The organism is Sorangium sp. So ce117 (assembly GCF_051524395.1).
Classification (GTDB): Bacteria; Myxococcota_A; Polyangia; order Polyangiales; family Polyangiaceae; genus Sorangium; species Sorangium cellulosum_B.
Genome location: NZ_CP150309.1, coordinates 123095 through 142043 on the forward strand (window position 1 = coordinate 123095; position 18949 = coordinate 142043).

Here is an 18949-nt window from a genome sequence, read left to right on the forward strand (position 1 = left end):
TGTCACCACCCGTTGGCCAGCACGTCCATCACGGCCTTCTGGACATGCAGCCGATTCTCTGCCTCGTCGATGACCATCGATGCTGGCGAGTCGATCACCGCGTCCGTGACCTTGACGTTGCGCCGGACCGGCAGGCAGTGGGAGAAGAGCCCCCCCGCGGTGAGCGCCATCTTCTGCTCATCGACGATGAAGTGCTTGTTCTTGTCGCGGATGGGCTTCTCCTGCTCCCAGCGCCCGAAGTAGGGAATCGCGCCCCAGCTCTTCGCGTACACGACGTGGGCGCCCTCGTAGGCGGACTTGATGTCGTAGGTGATCGAGAGCTTCTGCCCGTTGCCTTCGGCGCTCTTCCTGGCGGCGTCGAGGTAGCGCTCGTCGAGGTGGTACTCCTCGCTGGGGCAGAGGAGGGTGACGTCCATGCCGAGCTTGGACGCGATGAGGACGGCCGAGTTGGCGACCGCGGTGTTGAGCGGGCGCGGGTGATACGTCCAGGTGAGGACGAACTTCTTGCCGTCGAGGCGGCCGAGGCGCTCCTTCATCGTGAGCGCGAGCGCGAGCTCCTGGCAGGGGTGGGTGATGGTCTCCAGGTTGATGACCGGCACGGTCGCGTGGCGGGCGAAGCCCTGGAGCACCTTGTCCAGGCGATCGTCCTCCCAGCGCTGGAACTTGGGGAACGCGCGTACGCCGATGAGATCGGCGTAGCGGGAGAGCACGCGGGCGACCTCCTGGATGTGCTCCTCCGGCTCGCCATCCATCGCGATGCCTTCCTCGAACTCGATGGGCCAGGCGCCCCGGCCAGGCTCGAGCACGACGGCGTGGCCGCCGAGCTCCCGGATGCCTACGTCGAAGGAGGTGCGCGTCCGCAGCGATGGGTTGAAGAAGACGAGCGCGATGGTGCGGTCCTTGAGGCGCGGCTCGATCGGCCGCCGCTTGAAGCGCTGCGCGCGCTCGAGGAGGCCCTCGATCTCTGCGCGGGTGTAGTCCATCGTGGTCAGGAAGTGCCGCATCGGATGCCTCCTCGTGTGAACGGCGCGGAGCGGGCACTCGCATTAGGAGCAAGCCTGGCGGTGATGTCAACGCTGCTCGCGCCGCGCAGCGCGCGGGCGATTCAAGGGGGCGGCCCTTCGCCTACGGCGAGCGGGGACCGCTGCGCGATGCGACGAGAAACCGGTGAGCGTGGTTCGCCTCGAGAACCTGTCGGGAGCGGGAACCGACGCCGGTGGCGGGCACGGTCTCGTGTCGGCCCCACCCCCCGCTGGACGAGCTCCTCGGCAGTGGCGGGGACACCAGGATTGCAGGTGCTGATTTCAGGAACGAAAGGAGTACGCAGGTCCCCTAGGGAAAGACTCGCGGAAATCGGGGGTGCAACCCTTGGCCTGCATCCTGCTAAACAAGTAGGGCAGAGCGCCCGTGACGGTTTCCCCCCCCCACCGTCGAATGGGCGCTCTTTTTTTGTGCTTTGGTGGTGGGGTGGCGTGAAGGAGCGGCTGTTCCTGTGACGCTGGTCGTGATCCTCACGGTGCGGTGCGAGGCGCTCGACGCGTTCCGCGCGTACGAGAGGAAGGCCGCGGCCGTGATGGCGCGGTACGGCGGCGCGATCGAGAGGACGGTGGTGACCGCGCCCGACGGCGCTGGGCTCACCCTGAAGGAGATCCACCTCGTCACGTTTCCGGACGAACAGGCCTTCTCGGCATATCGCGGCGACGCCGAGCTCGGGGAGGTGGCGCACCTGCGGAGCGCGTCGGTCGTTCATACCGAGATCCTGCGCGGGGAAGAGGGACCGGACTACCACGTCGCCCCTGTCTGATCGGCGCCGCGGTGGGGCGCCGCATCACGTTCCTAGGACGGAGCCGCTCTCCGCTTGCGCGGGCGGTTCTGCGATGCACGCGGTGGCGACGCGCCGGAACCCGACCCGCTCATAGACGCGCGCGACGCGGTCGTTCTGCGCGGACAGGAACACGGTGCGGAGCCCGGCGTCCAGCGCATGGCGGGCCAGAACCGCGGTGACCGCGGCGGCGAGGCCGCGCCCCCGGGCCGCCGGCAGCGTCCCCACGCCGACGACCTCGGCGACGTCCCGCGCGTGCTGGTAGCTGCCGGTGCAGAGCGGACCGGCGAGCGCTCCTTCGCGGCCCCGAGCGGCCGCGTGCACAAGCGTCCCCTCGATCAGCGACGCGTGCCACGCGGCCGCCTGTCCGGCCGGGAGCACGGCCGCGGCGGCCTCCCGCTCGGCCGGTCCCGCTGGACCGACCGCGGTGTCGAGCGCGCCGAAGGCGACGGGCGCGACGGCCTGCACGGCGGCGAGATCCGGGTCCTGGGCGGTGATGATCGAGAGCGAGACGTCCTCCGGCAAAGGCGTCTGGTGGGGCTCGCCGCAGAGCACGAGCAGCGGGCAGCGCCGGACATGCAGACCAGCGGCCTCGGCCGTGGTGTCGAGCCCAGGGGTGGTCTCCAGCACCCACTCGAACGCCTCCGGGATCGAGAGCTCCCGCTGACGCGCGCGCACGGCGGCCACGTCGTCGACCGATACGGGGCCGGGATGGCCGAGGGCGGGGCGGGCGTAGTAGGGCCAGCCGTCGCCGCGGCGAACGAAGAGGGTCAGCGGTCCGTGATCCTCTGCGTCGGCGCGCCAGCGAGGGACGGCATCGTAAAACCGCTCGATGGCGGCGAGGAGGGCGCTCACAGGCCGCGATTGTGTCACCGGATGCGCTCCGGTGCGAGGAACACCGGGCTCCTCGGAGAGGCCCTTGGGTGCCGGCGTCGAGCGGCGCCGACGCCCGCCGTACACCGCGCGTCCAGGGGGCCGGCGCCCGCCGCTCGGGTGTAGACTCGCCTCATGTACCGACGTGGCTTTGGCGCGACCTGCGCCGCCCTCGCGCTCGCGACGCCCCAGCTCATCGGCTGCGGTCCCTCGCCAGCTCGGCTGTCGTCTGGGGCCGCCCCGGTCGAGGTCGTGCTTCCGCCCGCGCGCCCTGGCGCGCCCGAGCCCAAGCTGGCGGCGGATGAGCCGGAGTCCCGGAGGGGCGAGACACAGCGCCTGCCCTTCGTGGGCACGTGGGTCAGCGAGGATGACGGCTCGCTCCTCGAGCTGAGCGCGACGAGCTTCCACCACCGCTTTCCGTACATGGGCGCTCCGCGTGACCTCTACGCGCGCGTCACCTCGTACAACACGGAACGTGGCCACATCGCGCTCGAGTACACCCGCATCCTGCAGGATGGAGTCGAGGAGTCCATCGAGGAGCCCGTCGTGTACATGCGCTACGAGATCCGCGACGGCGACCTGTACAAGCACGTCGACGCCGAGGATTTCCCCACCACCGTGGACGACGAGCGGTACGTGCGGACCCCCGGCCGGCGGTGAGCGCCCGTCGGACCCCGGCGCCCAGGACCCGCTGCGTGACATGTCACGGCCCGCTGCGTGACATGTCACGGCCCGCTGCGTGACATGTCACGGCCCGCTGCGTGACATGTCACGGCCTTGCGGCCGCTCGCGCGGGCAGCGCTCCGGCTTCTTGGCGCGGCGCGAGGAGCTCGCTTCGGGCTGGATTTCCCGTGTCGAGGGGCGGCACCGGTCCGGCTTCGGGGGCCCGGTGATGACGTTGAAGCCGAGGGGGCCGGGCTGGCATCTCTGTTGCGAAGTGCCCCTGCGGCGACGACGAGCCGGGCGAGGGAACGCGCTGCTGAAGAGGCGATTCGCCTCCGCACCTTCGGCTGGGCGAACCAGCGCATCATGAACTCCGCGGTCCCCCGCTGAAGCTCGAGACGCCGTACTCATACGCTTTGTACATGGAGAGTGGCACGATGAGCCGAACTCATGCCGTGGTGGGTTGTCTATTTGCTTCGATGGCGGCGATGGCCGCCACGGGTTGCGCCGTGGAGATGCAGGACGATCAGGTCGACGGGGTCGATTCGCTCGATGAGGACGTCGCTGAGGTGGAGCAGGCATACAGCGAGGCGACGTGCGCTACCGTCGCGCCGGTGACGACCTATATCGGTGGCTACAACTACACCTCGCCGCAGACGTACACAACGACGGCCTGCTACAAGAGCCTGGCGGTCGACGTTGTCGGCTACGAGGCCGGTTTCACTCCGGCGCCCGGCCCCAACCACGAGCTGAATACGTACGTGGATTGGGCGGACACCCTGCCGACGGACCCGGAGGCGTGCCGCGATCTGTTCATGGCCGCCACCCTGTACTACGAGGATGACGGGGTGATGGTCCCCGTGGAGATGGCGCAGAGACGCGGCAACTACGTCGCCGGCAGCGGCTGCAACGTTGGCATCAGCCACGGACTCAAGTTCTATACGCCCATGGTGGCCACCCACAGCTACCGCCTCGTCGTCACCGCCCGAACCGACAATGGCAGCGGCTTCCCGACGCGAAAGTTCAGGATCCGTTCGGTGTGGGAGCCGAACTGAGCCGCCGATCGCAGGCGCCTGGCGCTGGCGCCGCTCACACCCTGAGCACAACCCCTCTCGCGCGTTCCCCCGTCGCCTCCGCGATGGCCTGCACGTAGAGGCGCACCTGCGCCTCCTGCGCTGCGTGCGCCGTGCCCGCGTCGGAGCCGGTCTTGAAATCGACCACGGTCCAGATCCCCACGTCACCCACGCTCTCGCGGAACGAGAGGTCGACGATGCCCTCGGCGATCGTCCCGTCCTCGAGCCGCAGGAGCAGCGGCGTCTCCCGCTCGCACGCCCCGCGCGCGGCGCTCTCGGCCGCGCGCCGGAGCAGCGGGTGCTCGAGCGCGGCCATCGCCGCCGAAACCGCCGCGTCGATCTCCTCGGCCGGCGCCCCGAGCAGCCTCGCCTGCGCTGCCGCCACCGTCCTTACCTCGTCCTCGCCCGCCCGGAGATCCACCTCGGCCAGCACCGCGTGCACCAGCGTCCCGAACCGCTTGCCGTAGGGCCGCCCCTCGCGCGCGATCTCCGTCTGCTCGAACGAGATCACCGGCAGCGCGTCCGCCCGCTCTCCCCGCGCTGCCCCGCCGCCGATCGGCCGCGCGTCCGCCGCTGCCGCTTCCGCCGCCTCGTGGCTGATCTCCGTCGCGGTCTTCACGCGGACCGCCGCCACCGCGCCGTCCAGGATCGCCCGCTGCCGCGCCTCCAACCACACCTCGTGCCCGCGCTGTCCGAGCTCTCCTGCGATCACGGCGCTCGACGTCGCCCCGGCGCTTCCGATGATCCCGGCGCCCGCGGCCGCCGCGCCGCTCGCGTCCGCCTGCAGGATCCGCTGCTGCCGCAGCCCCGCCTCCGGCTCGCGATCCAGGTCGAGCGCCCCCGGATCCCACCACACAACGCGGTGCGATCCGGCCATCGGCGCGTGCTCCCCGGGCGCGACCGCGTCCCGCTCGTCGGCCTCGCACCGCGCCGGGCGCTCCAGCACCGTGTCGGTCCCGAACGGCGGGCAGCCGAGGTCCTCGCAGCGCCGAGGGCTCCGTCGCTCGCGCGGCGCCGGGTAGAGCACCGGGTGGAGCACGTCGAGCCAGCCGTCGCTCGTGCCGTCGCCCGGGCGTGCGTCGCCCACCGCGGGCACGACCAGCAGCTCGCGCGCCCGTGTGGCCGCCACGTACGCGAGCCGCACCGCCTCCTCGCGATCGCGGCGCAGCACCTCATCGCGGCGCTCGACGAGCTCCGCGGGCACGCAGCCGGCGATCGGCTCCGCCCACAGGCCGAGCTCCGGATCCACGTGCCGCGACGGGAGCTGGTGCGCCGCCGGCGACGCCGGATCGGCCAGGATCACCACAGGGAACTCGAGCCCCTTGGCCCGGTGCACCGTCATGATCCGCACCCCCTCCGTCCCCTCCTCGACGACCGGCGCCTCGGCGACCTCACCCCGCTCGGCGTCGAGCTCGAGCCGCTCCACGAACGCGCGGAACGACGTCGCGCCGGCCGCCTCGAAGCGCCGCCCGAGATCCATCACCCGCAGCACGTTCGCGAGCGCTTGCTCCCCCGTCGGCCAGATCGCGATGCCCGCGTGCGCGCGCGTCTCGTCGAGGAGCCCGCCGAGGGTGTCCGCGATCGGCCGCCGGTTGCGCTCGCGGTGCAGCCGCCCGAGCACCGCGAGCGCCTCCGCGACCTCCCGGAGCGGCCGCGCCTCGCCCTCCACCGCGAGATCGAGCGCCCCGTCGTCCGGCGGTTGAAACAGCGGGTGCAAGCGCCGGAAGCGGTCGCGGTAGAGCAGGAGCACGTCGTCCGTCAGCGCGAAGAGGGGCCCGCGCAGCGTCGCGTAGACGCTGAGCTCGTCGTCCGGCCACTCGATCGCGAGCAGCGCGCTCCGCACCGCCATCACCTCCTCGCGATCGTGGAACGACCGCCCGCCCACGAGCACGTGCGGGATCCGCCGCGCCTCGAGCGCCCGCACGTAGGCGCGGGTCGCGTCCTCCCCGAACGTCTGGAACCGCTTGAACAAGAGACAGATGTGCCGCGCCTCGAGCGGCACCCGCTGGCCCGGGCGCTCGCGCTCCGTCACCGTCCAGCGCCGCGCGCCGTCACCGTCCAGCGCCGCGCCGGCGCCCGCGCCGCCGTGGATGAGGTGGTGGACGAAGGCGCCGACCGCGTCCGGGATCGACTGCCGCACACGGAAATCGGAGATTCTGCCGAAGTCGCCGTAAGGCCGCGGCACCGGGAGCGCGATGACCGTCGGCTGCTCCGGCGGATCGTCCCGGAACCGCTCGAGCGCGACGTACCGCGCCTGGGTCGCCGCGCGCTCGCCCTCCGCGGTGCCTCCCTGCATCAGCGGCGCGAACGCCGCGTTGACGGCCTCCTGGATCGACGGGGCGCTGCGGAAGCTCGTCGACAGGTACAGGACGCTCGCGCCGCACGCGACGAGCCGGGCCTTGGTCGCCTCGTAGAGCGCGACCTCGGCGCGGCGGAAGCGGTAGATCGACTGCTTCGGATCGCCGACAACGAAGAGCTTGCCGGGCACCGGGCGCGCCCGCGTCCAGTCGGCCTCGGAGAGGTCGTCGGCCGCGAGCAGTAGCAGGATCTCCGCCTGGAGCGGGTCGGTGTCCTGGAACTCGTCGACGAAGAGGTGCGAGAAGCGGAGGTTGAGCTCCTCGCGCACGCCGCGGCTCGATCGGAGGAGGTCCCGGGCGCAGAGCAGCAGGTCGAGGAAGTCGAGCTTGCCGGCGCGGGCCTTGAGCGCGTCGTACGCCTCGATCGGCGGCCGGAGCTCGCGCGAGAGGCAGGCCGCGAGATCGGCGCTCGCGGCCGTGAGCACGGCGTCGAGCTCGACCTTCACGCGGTCGCGCTGCGCGAGCACCTCGGCGCGCGTGAGATCCCCGCCGAACGCCTTGCCTGAGCCCTTCCAGCGCCATTCCTTCCAGCGCGCGACGTCGCCGAGCTCGGCCTCCAGGCCGTCGTGGTCGCGCCCGCCCGTCACCTCCTCGCGGCGGCGGAGCTCCGCGAGGTAGCGGTCGAGGTTCCGGAGGCTCTGCGCGAGGTAGTCGCCTTCCCGGTCGGCCTCGGCGCCCAGGTCGGCGAGCGTCGCGAGGCGCTCCAGGATCTCGTCGATGGCGCGCTCGCGATCGAACGGGTCGCGCCGCCAGGGGCGCGTGAAGTCGCGGTGCTCGGCGAGCTTGAACGCCGCGCTCCGGAGCAGGTCGCGCGGGCCCTGCGCGCCGTCGCGCGGGCGCCGGCGAAGGATCCGGCGCACGCCCTCGGGCGGGTCGTTCAGGGTGCGCTGGAACCAGGCGTCGAAGGCCTGATCGAAGAGCGCCTCGGCCTGATCCGCGGCCGCCACCTGGAACAGCGGGTCGACGCGCGCCTCGACCGGCCACTCGCGCAGGAGGTCGGCGCAGAAGGAGTGGATGGTCCCGATGCGCGCCGCCTCCAGGTGCGCGAGCGCCTCGTCGAGCCGCGCGCGCTCCGCCGGCCCGGCGCCCGGGTCGCTGCGCGCCCGCTCGATCTCGGCCCGGAGGCGCAGCTTCATCTCGCCGGCCGCCTTCTCCGTGAAGGTCACCGCGACGATGCGATCGAGCGTCCCGCCGCCCTCCTCGGGCGCCCTCCGCAGCACGGCGACGATCCGCGACACGAGCGCGGTGGTCTTGCCGGTTCCCGCGGCGGCCTCGACGACGAGCGTCGTCCGCAGATCATCGCGGATGCGGCGGCGGGCGGGCTCATCCGCGAGCTCCCGCGCGCCGCGCGGTCGGGTCGCGTCGGCGGTCACGCGCGCCTCCGCGCGGGCTCGTGGCGCTGCCCGGGGGCGCGCGGCAGGAGCGCGCCGGCCAGGCTCGGGGAGGGGAGGAGGACGTGCCGCACTGGGTCGCGTGGGGAGGCTGTCGGGGGAGTAAGGTGGCGCAGATCGGCGTGGAAGGAAACGCTGCCGTGCCCGGCGGAAGGCGGTCCGTTTTTCCGGACGGACTCATGTAGCCCCTGAGCGTGGATGTTCTTGTGCTAGCAGCAGAGAGAACTGATCCATGCGCCTCGAGTCGATGAGCCCTGGAGCGCGGTGGGCGTACGCGCTCAAACCCGCGAGCTGGCCCAAGGTGCTCGTCCCGGCCGTATGCGGGCACGCGGTCGGCGCGGCCGTCGCCGGCCGGCTGTCCGCAGGGGCCCTCGCCTTCGGCGCGCTGTGGATGATGGCCGACGTCGCCTTCGTCGTGCTCCTGAACGACTGGGGCGATCGCGAGGTGGACGCCCTCAAGCGACGCATGTTCCCGGACGGCTGCTCGCCGAAGACCATCCCGGACGGCATCCTTCCCGCCAAGGCCCTCCTGCTCGCCGGGTTCGGGGCCGGTGTCTCCGCCTTGCTCATGGCCTGGGGGGCCGGCGTCGCGCTCGATCGCCCGCTGCTGCTCCCCCTGGCCGCGCTCGGCCAGCTCGTCTTCGTCGCCTACACGCTGCCGCCGATCAGGCTCAATTACCGCGGCGGCGGCGAGCTCCTCGAGATGGTCGGCGTCGGCGGCGTGCTCCCCGTGCTGCACGCGTATGCCCAGTGCGGCGTGCTGGCGCCGGCGTGGCTCGTCGCGCTCCTGCCGGGGTTGCTCCTGCTCGCGCTGGCGAGCGCGCTGGCCAGCGGGCTGTCCGACGAGCAGAGCGACCGCGCCGGCGGCAAGCGCACCGTGGCCACGCTGCTCGGCAATGGGGCCACGCGCCGGGTCACCGAGGCCCTCGCCGGCCTCGGCCCGCTCCTCTGGCTCGCGGCGCCCCTCCTCGTCGAGGGCGCGCCGCCGCTCTGGTCGGTCGCGCCGGCGGTGGCCGTGGCGCTGTTCTTCAGGGCGCGGCTCCTCGAGAAGAGCCCCGAGGCGGTGACGAACGCGTTCGCCGCGCAGGCGGCCTACAAGCGCGAGCTCCACCGCGCGATCCAGTGGGGCATCGTCGCCCTGTCGGCGGCCGTGCTCGCCGCTGGGCTCCGCGCCGGGGGAGGGCCGACATGACGGGCGTCGCGGTCATCCCCCCGGAGGAGCGCGACGCGCTCGCGCGCCTCACGCCCCTGCTGGGCGCGCGGGCCTCGGTCGCGCCGGGCCGGCCGTGCGCGCCCACCCCCGTCGCCCTTGTCGAGCAGATCGTGAACGGCAGCGACGACGCCGAGCGGGCGCGCGCCTTTGCCCGCGGGCTCGGCGAGGTGATCTGCGCGGTCGCCGACAACTTCCCCGACAACATCTTCTGGGATGTCGACTACCTGGCCTGCTGCCTGTGGCAGGCCGGGAGCGCGCCCGCGATCGGCGACTTCGCCCGCCGCGTGGTGTCGCTCTGCCTGGGCTTCGGCAACAAGTCGAAGCTGCGCTTCCGCTACGCGCACGACTTCCTCTACGGCTACGACTGGGCGCGCTGGGTGATGCGCAAGCCGGAGGAGCGCGCGGGCATCGGGCCCTTCGACGTCTCGTTCTTCGACTACCTCGACGGCCGGCAGAGGACGCTCGTCGAGCTCGTGGTCAGCAACGACCGCAAGTACTCGCAGCTGAACGGCCGGGAGTACCGCAACCCCTTCTCGTTCATCCGCGAGCCGCCCGAGGAGTCGCAGCTCCACTGCCTGCTCGCCCAGGTCGACCTGATCCCGCTCAAGGCCTGGCGCCTCGACGGCGAGCGCCGCTGGGACCTCCCCTTCACCGATCTGCGCGCCAAGCTGGCCGATCGCCTCGGCCTGTCGCGGGGCGAGGGGTGATGAGCGTCCGGCCGGGCGCGCTTCGAGCGTGGCTCGATGCGTCTCGGCTGGCCTCGCAGCCGAGCATCGCGCTCCCGCTGCTGCTCGGGCAGCTCGTCGGCGCGCGGGCGGCCGGCCGACCGCTCGACGTGGGGACGCTCGCGGCGGTCCAGCTGTTCGGCCTGCTGAACCAGCTCTTCATCGTCTACGCGAACGACGTCGCCGACCAGGAGACCGATCGCCGCAACCGGACCGCCACGCCGTTCTCGGGCGGCTCGCGCGTGCTTGTCGAGGGGCGCCTCTCGCCCCGCGCGCTCGGCGCGGCGGCCGTCGTGTGCGCCGCGGCGCTCGTGGCCGTCTCGGCGGCGCTCGCCGCGGCGCTGGCGACGGCCGCCGCGCCGCTCCTTGTGCTCCTCGCGATCACGGCGCTCGTGCTGCTCTGGGCCTACAGCTACCCGCCGCTTCGCCTGTCGTACCGCGGCGGCGGGGAGCTGCTCCAGATGGTCGGCGTCGGCGCGGTCCTGCCGCTCTACGGTTACATCGCCCAGGGGGGCGACCCGGCGCGTTTTCCCTTCGCGCTGCTCGCGTTCCTGCTGCCGAGCCACCTCGGCTCCGCGATCGCCACCGCGCTCCCGGACGAGCCCTCGGATCGCGAGAGCGGCAAGCGGACGCTGCCCGTGCGCGTCGGCGGAGAGCGGGCGGCGCGGTGCGTGGTCTTCCTGAATGGGCTCTCGCTCGTGCTCGCGCCGGTCGGCCTGGGCGCGGTGGGGCTGAGCCCCGGGGCGGGGCTGCTCGTGCCGGCGGCGGCGGCGCTCGTCGTGCTGCTGGCCCGCCCAGCGCCGCCGGGCTCGCGCCTGCTGCTGGTCCGGGTCGCGGCGGCGGGCGCGGCGACGCTGTCGCTGGTCGGCTCGACCGTCATCGCCCTCGCCGCGCGCTGAGGAGCGAGGGCGCGATGTCGTACGAGTTCCTGCTGCTCTCGTCGCTCTTCCTCCTGCCGGGGGGCGTCATCTGGCTCGCGCGCCCGGATCTGCGCCTCCTGATGAAGCGGATGGCGCTCGCCTCGCTGCCGTTCGCGGCGACCGAGCGGCTGTTCTACCCGAGGTACTGGGCCCCGAAGTTCCTGTTCGACCTGGCCGATCGGATCGGGTTCGGCATCGAGGACGTGCTGTTCGTCGTCGGGCTCAGCGGATTTTCCTCGACCGTCTATGCCGTCGTGCTCCGCCGCGCGCCGGTGCCCTGCGCGGCGCAGGGGGCGCCGCGCGTGCGACCGTGGTTGCGGGCCGCGGCGGTGATCGCGCTCGCGCTCGCCGCGGCCGGGGCGCTGGTCGCGGCGGGGGTGCCCGTCCTCTACGCCGCGGTGGCGGCGATGACGGCGTTCGCCGCGGCGCTCGTGGGGGCGCGCCGCGATCTGCTCGTGCCGGGCCTGCTCGGGGCGCTCCTGTCGGCGACGCTCTACCTCGGCCTGTGCCTCGTCTTCGCCGCGCTCGTGCCCGGCGTGTTCGAGCGCACCTGGCGGCCCAGCGTGCTGCTGCCGGGGAGGGCGCTGCTCGGCGTGCCGCTCGACGAGGTCCTCTACGGGCTCGGCGCGGGCTTAGCGGGCACGGTGTTCCCGGCGTGGGCGTTCGGGTTCAGGTACGGGCACGCCGGAAGCGACGGGGATTGAAATTCCCTCGGCGCTTCCGGCGCGCCTCTTCGGCGCGCGACGCCGTCCATCCGCCTGGACGTCGACGGCCGTAGCTCAGTTCGCGGTTACAACCACCTCTGAGCCATCGTAGGTGACCACTTGATCAGGAGCCGCGGTGACGTCGACGCCGACGCCATGGTTGGAGCCCACCCGCACGATCCTGAACGTCCTGCTGGCCGGCATTCCGGTGTAGCTCCCCTTCCGTGCGCCGATGGTCAACCTTCTGGCGGACTCGCTCCACGTGAATGAAATCGTCGAATATTGACCGTCCTCATAGTCGTAGCTGTCGCCCTCGTCCTCGTAGAGGGTGAACGACCCGTCTTGGCCTGTGTAGATCCGGATCTCCAGCGGGTCGATGCTCTGCGTCGCATACTGGATGCTGGGGCCCATGGGGACGATCGATCCCGCTTTGACGAAGAGCGGCAGCTCGCTCAGCGGCGCGGGAACGGAGGCCGTACGTCCGCCGTCTGTCGTCGAGCCCGTCCAGAAATCGTACCAGGTCCCCGCGGGGAGATAAACGGAGCGGCTGGTAGCGCCCGCGGTGGTCACGGGATTGACCAGGAACGCAGGGCCGAACAGGAACTGATCCTTGATGTTGAATACATTCGCATCGCTGGGATAGTCGAAGACCAGGTGCCGCATCATGGTGTAGCCGTCGCTGGTCACCTTCCATGCCAATGAATAGATGTAAGGCATCAGCCGATAGCGCAGATTGTCGATCTTGAGGAGGTTGGCCTTGGTGGCGGCGCTCCAGCTGTTGCTGTACAGCTCCCTCGAGCCGCCTCCATGAATCCGGAAGATCGGGGAGAAGGCGCCGTACTGAAACCAGCGGGTGAAGAGCTCATTGTTCGCGCTGGTGGTCCAGTCCACGTTGTGGCCCCAGTACCCGCCGATGTCCGTGGTCCAATAGGGCATCCCCGCGAGCGAGAAATTGAGCCCAGCGGGGATCTGCTTGGCGTAGGTCGCGAAATTGCTGTCGATGTCCCCCGACCAGCACGTCGTGGCGTATCGCTGCTGGCCGGCGAAGGCGCTGCGGGTGAGCACGTAGACTCGCTTCTGCTTCGGGCCGGTGCTGCGCCAGTGCTCGTACACTCCCGCGGCGTGTCCCAGGGGATAAGCGTTCAGGTACAGCGCGCCCTTGCCGAGCGCGGTATCCGCCGCCCGCACGTTCACGGGGTCCGGGTAGGCCTGGGGTTCGGTGTTGTCTGCCCAGATGCCGTCCCAGCCGTGCGGCCCCAGCAGGCGATCGTGGATCTGCTGGTACACCAGAGCTCTGGCGGCGGGGTTGAACGTGTCGTAGAAACGGTGGGTGCCGCTGCTGGGGTACAGCGCGCCAATTTCATCGAGCGCGTTGTAGTTGTCCAGCTCTCCCGCCTTCCGCTCGGTGTTTACGCGTTGATACACCGGCCAGATCGATATCATCGTGTGGACGTTGGCCTTGTGCATCTCGGCGATGAGAGCCGCCGGATCCGGATAGCGGCGTTCATCCATGAAGTGGGAGCCCCACGCGTACGGGGTCCAGTAATCCCAGTCTTGAACGATGCAGTCGACCGGAATGTCGTTGTTGCGGTAGCCGTCCTTGATCCTCAGCAGCTCGGCCTGGCTGCCGTACTTGTCCTTCGACTGGAAGAGCCCGTAGGCCCACTTGGGGAACAGCGGGGCTGCGCCGGTCGCGGTGCGGTACTGGGCTACCACCTGGTCGATGCTCGGACCATAGAAGAAGTAGTAGTCCACCATGTCGCCGGCTTCGGACGAATAGCTGTACTTGCTGTTGCTCGACCTGGTCCCGTCGAAGTTCGAGGCGGAATAGTTGTCCCAGAAGATCCCGTAGCCCCTGTTGGACACCAATACAGGAACGTTGATCTCTGTGTTGACGTTGACGATGCGCCGCGTCGTCCCTTTGCGGTTCGCCACGTTGTCCTGGTGCTGGCCAAGACCGAACAACGCTTCGTCGGCGGGTGAGTTGAAGACGGTCTCGACGCGGTTCGTTCTGACCCCCTCGACGGTCGCGGGGGTCAAGGTCTTGCTGTCTTCCGACAGGATGACGCCGTCGTTCAGGTCGGCATATGTGACCAGGCCGCTGGTCGTGTCGACGTTGACCTTCAGCCGTGAGGTGGTGATGGTCACGGTCCCCTGGTTCTCCGCGACGCAAAAGCTCGGTTTGTCCCACTCGTTGTTGACGGATAGAGAATTCTTGTCAGGGGGCGAAGCGGCGGTTGTGTACTTGACCCTGATGATGCTCTCGTTGCAGACCTCCAACCTCAGCAGACCGCTCACCAGATTGAAGGTGACGCCGGCGGCATCGGCGGCATAGAGCTCGGTCTCTGGAGGGGCAGGCGGGCAGACCAGCTGGTCGCCGTCGCCTCCCTGGCCTCCGGAGCCGCCGCCGCCGCCGACCCCGGCCGCGCCGCCTGCACCGGCTGCACCGCCGCCGCCCGCCCCGCTGGTCGTGGTCGTGCCAGCGGCGCTGGATGACGCGCCGCCGGCGCCCGGACCGGGGTTGCTGGACCCGCCCGAGCACGCGCCGCCCAGCGGCAAGAGGCCGATCAGCGCCGCGCAGAGATAACGGTCCATCAAGTTTCGCATGATTCCTCGCAAGCAACAGAGTTCATGAGTGCTCCCGACTTCAATGGTTCATGCCAGCTGTAAGAGCGCGGACTGTCTCCATGCGGTCGGGGCGCGGAGCTGTCTTCGCCCGCGCTTCGCGCCGCTGAATCAGCATGAGAGCGCCTGGCGACAGCCCGCTTGGCCCCTCGCTCGGGAGAGGCGGAGCGCGCGGCGGAATACGGCGCGGAGAAGCCGCTGGCGCCGGACGAACGCTGGGGGCGACCTGAATCGCTGCTTTCGAAGACGGAGCCCAAGGCGCAGGGCGGCCGGCCGCGTACTCGTGATCAGATCGCCCTGACGGGGATCTTGTTCGTGCTCACGGCGGGTCCCTCGAGAGCACCGACCGCAAGAGCTCGGCTACAGCGGCATGGCTCGCTGGCGCGGACTGCGCGGCTGGCAGCAGGCTGGCGCCCTGGGGCGCAGCCTGGCTCCGTGATGAAGAAGCGCGATGAGCGCGGTGCGCACCCAACCTCCCGCGTGGCTCAGCCGAATCCCCGGACGGGTCGATGTGATGACACCGGTGCGCCCGAGGAGCGCCTGAGCGTGGCCCGCCGCAAACTACGTTACTCCGCTCCCGAGGTTGCCATCCGGCCACACCGCCAGGTTCGCCGGATCCTTGACGAAATCATGTCCGGTGGACAGCATCCAGGCTTTCACGACAGGCGTCGAATACGCGATGTCTGTCGTGTCCTCTGGCGGATCGCCCTCGGCACAACGCCAATCACCCTCGATCAGCGATCGCTTTCTCGAAGGCCAGGCGAATAGAACTGGTGCAAAAATCGATGAAGAGCGAACAGATGACGAAGATCTCGGTGCCCAGGGCGACCGAGGAGGCCGAAGCGAAAGGATACCCCTCGACTGCAATGTGAACGCTCACATTGCCGATGTCAATTCCAATCTACCGGCCCGCGGGCATCCTCGAATCCGGGGGAGGACGAGGCTGGCGGGGCTCCTCCGGAGCGCCGCGTCAAGAGGGTGAGCGCTGGATCGCGGTCATCGCCGGACCGTCAGACCCGCTCGCAGCGTCGGAGGCAGCCCGATCAACCGTCAAGAAGGCGTGCGCGAAGAGCGCGAGGGGGGATGTGGCGGTGCCCGCCGGTGAAACAGCGAGCCTCATCGTGGTCACGGCGGACCTCGCCCGTCGCCCTCTCTCGAAGCGCCCTTCAATCGATCAGCGACCTTCAATGGCACGGATCACGTCGATCGATCGGGCACGCTTGCTTCAGGGCCTGCTCTACCGTCTTCAATGCGGGTCGCGGCCTGGTCCCGAGCGTTGTGCTCTCGGGCGCTCCGTGCGTTGGTATCGGGTACGATCCTCGGTGGATGACAGCCGCGCAACGCCGCGGCGGTGCCATCCTTGAACGCCGAAACGCCGGGAGCGCCAGGGGATCGTGCTTCCCCTGGCGCTCCCGGCGCCTTCGTCATCGGATGGGAGCGGCGGCGCTCCAGGGCGCGGGCGGCGGCGTTTCGCTCGCGAAGCCTCCCGCGGTCAGGGGGATCGCCCGCGCCCGTCGCGTCACGGCAGCATCAGGACGCACTCGGTCCGGCAGACGGGGCCGCCGGCGCCGCCGCCGCTCGGCTCCTCGCAGATGGTCCGGACGATCGCGCCGGGGGGGCAGGTGGCTCCCTCCACACACTCGATCCAGCAATCGCCGGGCGGGTACGCGTCGGCGCCGCCCATGCCGGTGCCGGTGCTGCTGCTGCTGCTCTCGCCGGAGCAGACCTTCTGCTCGATCATGCCCGCGGGGCAGTAGGGCTCGACGGGCACGCACTCGGTCCAGCAATCGCCGGGGTAGGGCATGGCGCCCGCGCCGGTGCCGGAGCTGCTGGAGCTGCCGACAGCGACGGAGCTGCCGCCGCCGCAGACGGTCTGCGGGATGCTGTTCGGCGGGCAGTAGGGCTCGGTGGGCACACAGTCGGTCCAGCAGCTCCCGCCGGGGAAGGGCATGCCACCCATGCCGGTGCCGCTGCTGCTGCTCGTGCCGGGCACGGGCTCGCCGTCCTCGCAGATGGTCTGCTGGGTCGTGCCCGGCGGGCAGTAGGGCTCGACAGGCACGCACTCGGTCCAGCAGTACTCCTGGCCGGGGTACGGGCTGCCGCCCGCCATGCCGGTGCCGGAGGAGCCGCCGGCGCCGCCGGCGCCGCCGTAGCCGGTGCCGGTGCTGCCGGAGCTGCCGACAGAGACGGAGCTGCCGCCGCAGACGGTCTGCGGGATGCTGTTCGGCGGGCAGTAGGGCTCGGTGGGCACGCACTCGGTCCAGCAGCCGCCGCCGGGGGGGCGCGGCGCGGCAAAGCCTGGATCGGCGCCAGCGGTGTTCCCGCCGGCGTCGCCGGTGCCCGCCCAGCCGCCCGAGCCGCCGACGCCCACGCTGCTGCTGCTGGTGACGGTGGTGCCGCCGTCGCAGTAGGTCTGCGGCGTGGTGCCGGGCGGGCAGTAGGGCTCGGTGGGCACGCACTCGGTCCAGCAGCCGCCGCCGGGGGGGCGCGGCGCGGCGAAGTCTGAATCGGAGCCGCCGATGCCCCCGCCAGCGGTGCCGCCGCCGGTGCCCGCCCAGCCGCCCGAGCCGCCGGCGCCGCCGGTGCCCGCCCAGCCGCCCGAGCCGCCGACGCCGACGCTGCTGCTGGTAACGGTGGTGCCGCCGTCGCAGTAGGTCTGCGGCGTGGTGCCGGGCGGGCAGTAGGGCCCGGTGGGCACGCACTCGGTCCAGCAGCCGCCGCCGGGGTACGGCGGGCTCGCGCCCGCATCGGCGCCGGCGGTGCCCGCCCAGCCACCCGAGCCGCCGACGCCGACGCTGCTGCTGGTAACGGTGGTACCTTCGTCGCAGAAGGTCTGCGGGGTGGTGCCCGGCGGGCAGTAGGGTTCGACGGGCACACACTCGGTCCAGCACGGCTCGGAAGGCATCGGCATGCCGCCAGCGCCCCAGCCGCCGGAGCCGCCGACGCCGACCGTGGTGGTGCCGCCGCACACGGTCTGCTCGATCGTGCCCGGCGGGCAGTACGGCTGCGGCGGGATGCACTCGGTCCAGCACTCGCCCGGATCGACGGGGATGGCGGTGCCGCCGGCGAAGCCACCCTGGCCCGAAGAGGTGGTGCCGCCGCTGCAGATGGTCTGTTCGCTCCAGTCAGCAGGACAGATGCTGTCGGGCACACACTGCTCCTCGCACATCTCGCCGATCTCGCACGGCGAACAGACCGTCTCCCAGTGAAAGCCAGGTCCGCAGTCGGGCTCTGGTGGCGGTGGGGGCTCGTCCACGCCCCCACAGCCCTGCCCCTTGGCGCCGGTGAGCACGACGAGCGCGGAGAGCGCAACCAGACCCTGGAGAGAGGAGCGAGCGGCTGACGAACGCGAGATAAGAGAGGAGAAGATCGCGAAACGCATGGGGGTACTCCATCCTGCGTGCCTGTGCGAGACACGCGATCAAGGAACGATGGCTCTGCGCCGCAGCATGCGAGCGCTGCTGCGCGCGGCGTCTCAGCGCCGACTCGGAGAGCTCGCGTGGAGATAAAGCACTGGACATGCCAGGCGCGTCCGCCTGCTCGGTGGCGTCGCCGGCCGCACGGAGCGACGCGTATCGGCCGGCTTTTCGCGGTCGCGCGGCGCCCGCTGCGCGCATCCGCCCAGCGCGACGGGGCCGCAGTGTGACGGGGAGCGCTGGCTACGTGTCACGTTGAGCCAACTGGCGCCACAGGGGGTGCCGGCAGGCAAGGGGATGGAAGGATGGGGGAATTTTTCTTGAGTGAGCTGGGTTACGCGACGCAGGGGGGATGACCCGACCCAGGTTGAGGTTCGGCCGGGGATGACCCGACCCAGGTTGAGGTTCGCCCCGGAGGTTCGCGGAGGTTCGCGAGGGCGGAGGCGGAGGAGCGACCCGACCCAGGTTGAGGTAGCGGAGGTAGCGACCCAGGTTGAGGTGCTCGCGCCCCAGGTTGGGGCAGCGCCCCGCTCGAGCGCGGAGCTACTGCGCGGAGGCGGGCCGCACGTAGGGCAGCCGCGCCGCCACCTGCCGGACCTCCGCGGCCCCCTCGAGCAGCTGGGCGATCGGATCCCAGGTGCCCCGGATCAGCGACTCGCGCGCCCCCGGCTTGATCGTGAAGGGCACCGTGAGATCGCTCCCCGCCCGGACGACCTGCCCCTGCAGGTCGACCGTGACGGGGGTCGTCGGGTCGGCGTTCACGCGCGCCACGAGCGCGGCGCGGTCCTCGCGGCTCACCGAGACGCAGGGGATGCCGAGCGTCGTCGAGTTGCCGAAGAAGATCTCGGCGAAGCTCTCGGCGATGACGGCCTTGAAACCCGCCTTCGCGATCGACTGCGGCGCGTGCTCGCGCGACGACCCGCAGCCGAAGTTGCGATCGGCGATCAGCACCGTGGCCCCCGCGAAGCGCGGGTCGTTCAGCGGGTGCTCCCGCTTCTCGCCGCGCTCGTCGAAGCGCACGTCCCGGAAGAGGTGCTCGCCGATGCCGTCGAAGGTGACGCACTTCAGGAAGCGCGCCGGGATGATGCGGTCCGTGTCGATGTCGTCCCCCGGAACGTGAACGGCGCGACCGGTGACGGATTGAATCAAATCGAGTGCCATTGGGAT

Annotated in this window: 13 protein-coding genes; 7 read left to right on the forward strand and 6 right to left on the reverse strand. The window is 71.1% G+C overall.

Annotation, left to right across the window (positions count from 1 at the left end; translation table 11 throughout):
* Positions 1-2: 2 nt before the first annotated feature.
* Entirely contained in the window at positions 3-1004 is a 1002-nt protein-coding gene (locus tag WMF46_RS00520) for an N-acetylornithine carbamoyltransferase (protein WP_437983787.1), read from the reverse strand.
* A gap of 488 nt (positions 1005-1492) precedes the next feature.
* Here WMF46_RS00520 and WMF46_RS00525 point away from each other — a divergent pair, with 488 nt between their 5' ends.
* Positions 1493-1804: a hypothetical protein gene (locus WMF46_RS00525; protein ID WP_437715016.1), complete on the forward strand. Its 312-nt coding sequence runs from the start codon at positions 1493-1495 to the stop codon at positions 1802-1804.
* 24 nt (positions 1805-1828) lie between these two features.
* Here the strand turns inward: WMF46_RS00525 and WMF46_RS00530 are convergent, their stop codons facing one another.
* Positions 1829-2677 (reverse strand): GNAT family N-acetyltransferase, encoded by an 849-nt coding sequence (locus tag WMF46_RS00530; RefSeq protein ID WP_437983788.1) that lies wholly within the window; start codon positions 2675-2677, stop codon positions 1829-1831.
* 153 nt (positions 2678-2830) lie between these two features.
* On the opposite strand from WMF46_RS00530, the gene WMF46_RS00535 reads away from it, so the two are divergent.
* Both WMF46_RS00535 and WMF46_RS00540 read left to right on the forward strand, forming a co-directional pair.
* Complete coding sequence (locus tag WMF46_RS00535; protein ID WP_437983789.1) at positions 2831-3355, forward strand: hypothetical protein; 525 nt, start codon at positions 2831-2833, stop codon at positions 3353-3355.
* Between the two features lie 440 nt (positions 3356-3795).
* Entirely contained in the window at positions 3796-4413 is a 618-nt protein-coding gene (locus WMF46_RS00540; RefSeq protein ID WP_437983790.1) for a hypothetical protein, read from the forward strand.
* 34 nt (positions 4414-4447) lie between these two features.
* Here the strand turns inward: WMF46_RS00540 and WMF46_RS00545 are convergent, their stop codons facing one another.
* Positions 4448-8161 carry a UvrD-helicase domain-containing protein gene (locus WMF46_RS00545; protein WP_437983791.1) on the reverse strand — a complete coding sequence of 1238 codons (3714 nt, stop codon included), beginning with the start codon at positions 8159-8161 and terminating at the stop codon, positions 4448-4450.
* Positions 8162-8411: 250 nt separating this feature from the next.
* Here WMF46_RS00545 and WMF46_RS00550 point away from each other — a divergent pair, with 250 nt between their 5' ends.
* Genes WMF46_RS00550 through WMF46_RS00565 form a run of 4 tightly spaced genes read left to right on the forward strand, consistent with a single transcriptional unit; the run spans position 8412 to position 11741 of the window.
* On the forward strand, positions 8412-9371 hold the full coding sequence (locus WMF46_RS00550; protein ID WP_437983792.1) for a prenyltransferase: 960 nt from the start codon (positions 8412-8414) through the stop codon (positions 9369-9371).
* Entirely contained in the window at positions 9368-10099 is a 732-nt protein-coding gene (locus WMF46_RS00555; RefSeq protein ID WP_437983793.1) for a ferrochelatase, read from the forward strand. Before WMF46_RS00550 ends, WMF46_RS00555 begins: the two co-directional genes overlap by 4 nt.
* Positions 10099-11016: a prenyltransferase gene (locus WMF46_RS00560; RefSeq protein WP_437983794.1), complete on the forward strand. Its 918-nt coding sequence runs from the start codon at positions 10099-10101 to the stop codon at positions 11014-11016. Before WMF46_RS00555 ends, WMF46_RS00560 begins: the two co-directional genes overlap by 1 nt.
* 14 nt (positions 11017-11030) lie before the next feature.
* A complete protein-coding gene (locus WMF46_RS00565; RefSeq protein WP_437983795.1) occupies positions 11031-11741 on the forward strand; it encodes a lycopene cyclase domain-containing protein in 711 nt (236 codons plus the stop codon).
* A gap of 75 nt (positions 11742-11816) precedes the next feature.
* Here the strand turns inward: WMF46_RS00565 and WMF46_RS00570 are convergent, their stop codons facing one another.
* From WMF46_RS00570 to leuD, 3 genes are all read right to left on the reverse strand, one after another.
* Positions 11817-14336 (reverse strand): glycoside hydrolase family 31 protein, encoded by a 2520-nt coding sequence (locus WMF46_RS00570; protein WP_437983796.1) that lies wholly within the window; start codon positions 14334-14336, stop codon positions 11817-11819.
* 1549 nt (positions 14337-15885) lie between these two features.
* Positions 15886-17748: a hypothetical protein gene (locus WMF46_RS00575; protein WP_437983797.1), complete on the reverse strand. Its 1863-nt coding sequence runs from the start codon at positions 17746-17748 to the stop codon at positions 15886-15888.
* Between the two features lie 577 nt (positions 17749-18325).
* The gene (leuD, locus tag WMF46_RS00580; RefSeq protein WP_437983798.1) at positions 18326-18943 is read right to left on the reverse strand and encodes a 3-isopropylmalate dehydratase small subunit; all 618 of its coding nucleotides are present in this window, start codon (positions 18941-18943) and stop codon (positions 18326-18328) included.
* Positions 18944-18949 lie beyond the last annotated feature (6 nt).

Excerpts from the sequence above, each read along its gene's own strand:
- leuD (WP_437983798.1), bottom strand. The coding sequence starts at position 18,943 with ATGGCACTCGATTTGATTCAATCCGTCACCGGTCGCGCCGTTCACGTT.
- WMF46_RS00555 (WP_437983793.1), top strand. The coding sequence starts at position 9,368 with ATGACGGGCGTCGCGGTCATCCCCCCGGAGGAGCGCGACGCGCTCGCG.
- WMF46_RS00540 (WP_437983790.1), top strand. The coding sequence starts at position 3,796 with ATGAGCCGAACTCATGCCGTGGTGGGTTGTCTATTTGCTTCGATGGCG.
- WMF46_RS00550 (WP_437983792.1), top strand. The coding sequence starts at position 8,412 with ATGCGCCTCGAGTCGATGAGCCCTGGAGCGCGGTGGGCGTACGCGCTC.
- WMF46_RS00560 (WP_437983794.1), top strand. The coding sequence starts at position 10,099 with ATGAGCGTCCGGCCGGGCGCGCTTCGAGCGTGGCTCGATGCGTCTCGG.
- WMF46_RS00565 (WP_437983795.1), top strand. The coding sequence starts at position 11,031 with ATGTCGTACGAGTTCCTGCTGCTCTCGTCGCTCTTCCTCCTGCCGGGG.
- WMF46_RS00520 (WP_437983787.1), bottom strand. The coding sequence starts at position 1,004 with ATGCGGCACTTCCTGACCACGATGGACTACACCCGCGCAGAGATCGAG.
- WMF46_RS00535 (WP_437983789.1), top strand. The coding sequence starts at position 2,831 with ATGTACCGACGTGGCTTTGGCGCGACCTGCGCCGCCCTCGCGCTCGCG.
- WMF46_RS00575 (WP_437983797.1), bottom strand. The coding sequence starts at position 17,748 with ATGCGTTTCGCGATCTTCTCCTCTCTTATCTCGCGTTCGTCAGCCGCT.
- WMF46_RS00570 (WP_437983796.1), bottom strand. The coding sequence starts at position 14,336 with ATGGACCGTTATCTCTGCGCGGCGCTGATCGGCCTCTTGCCGCTGGGC.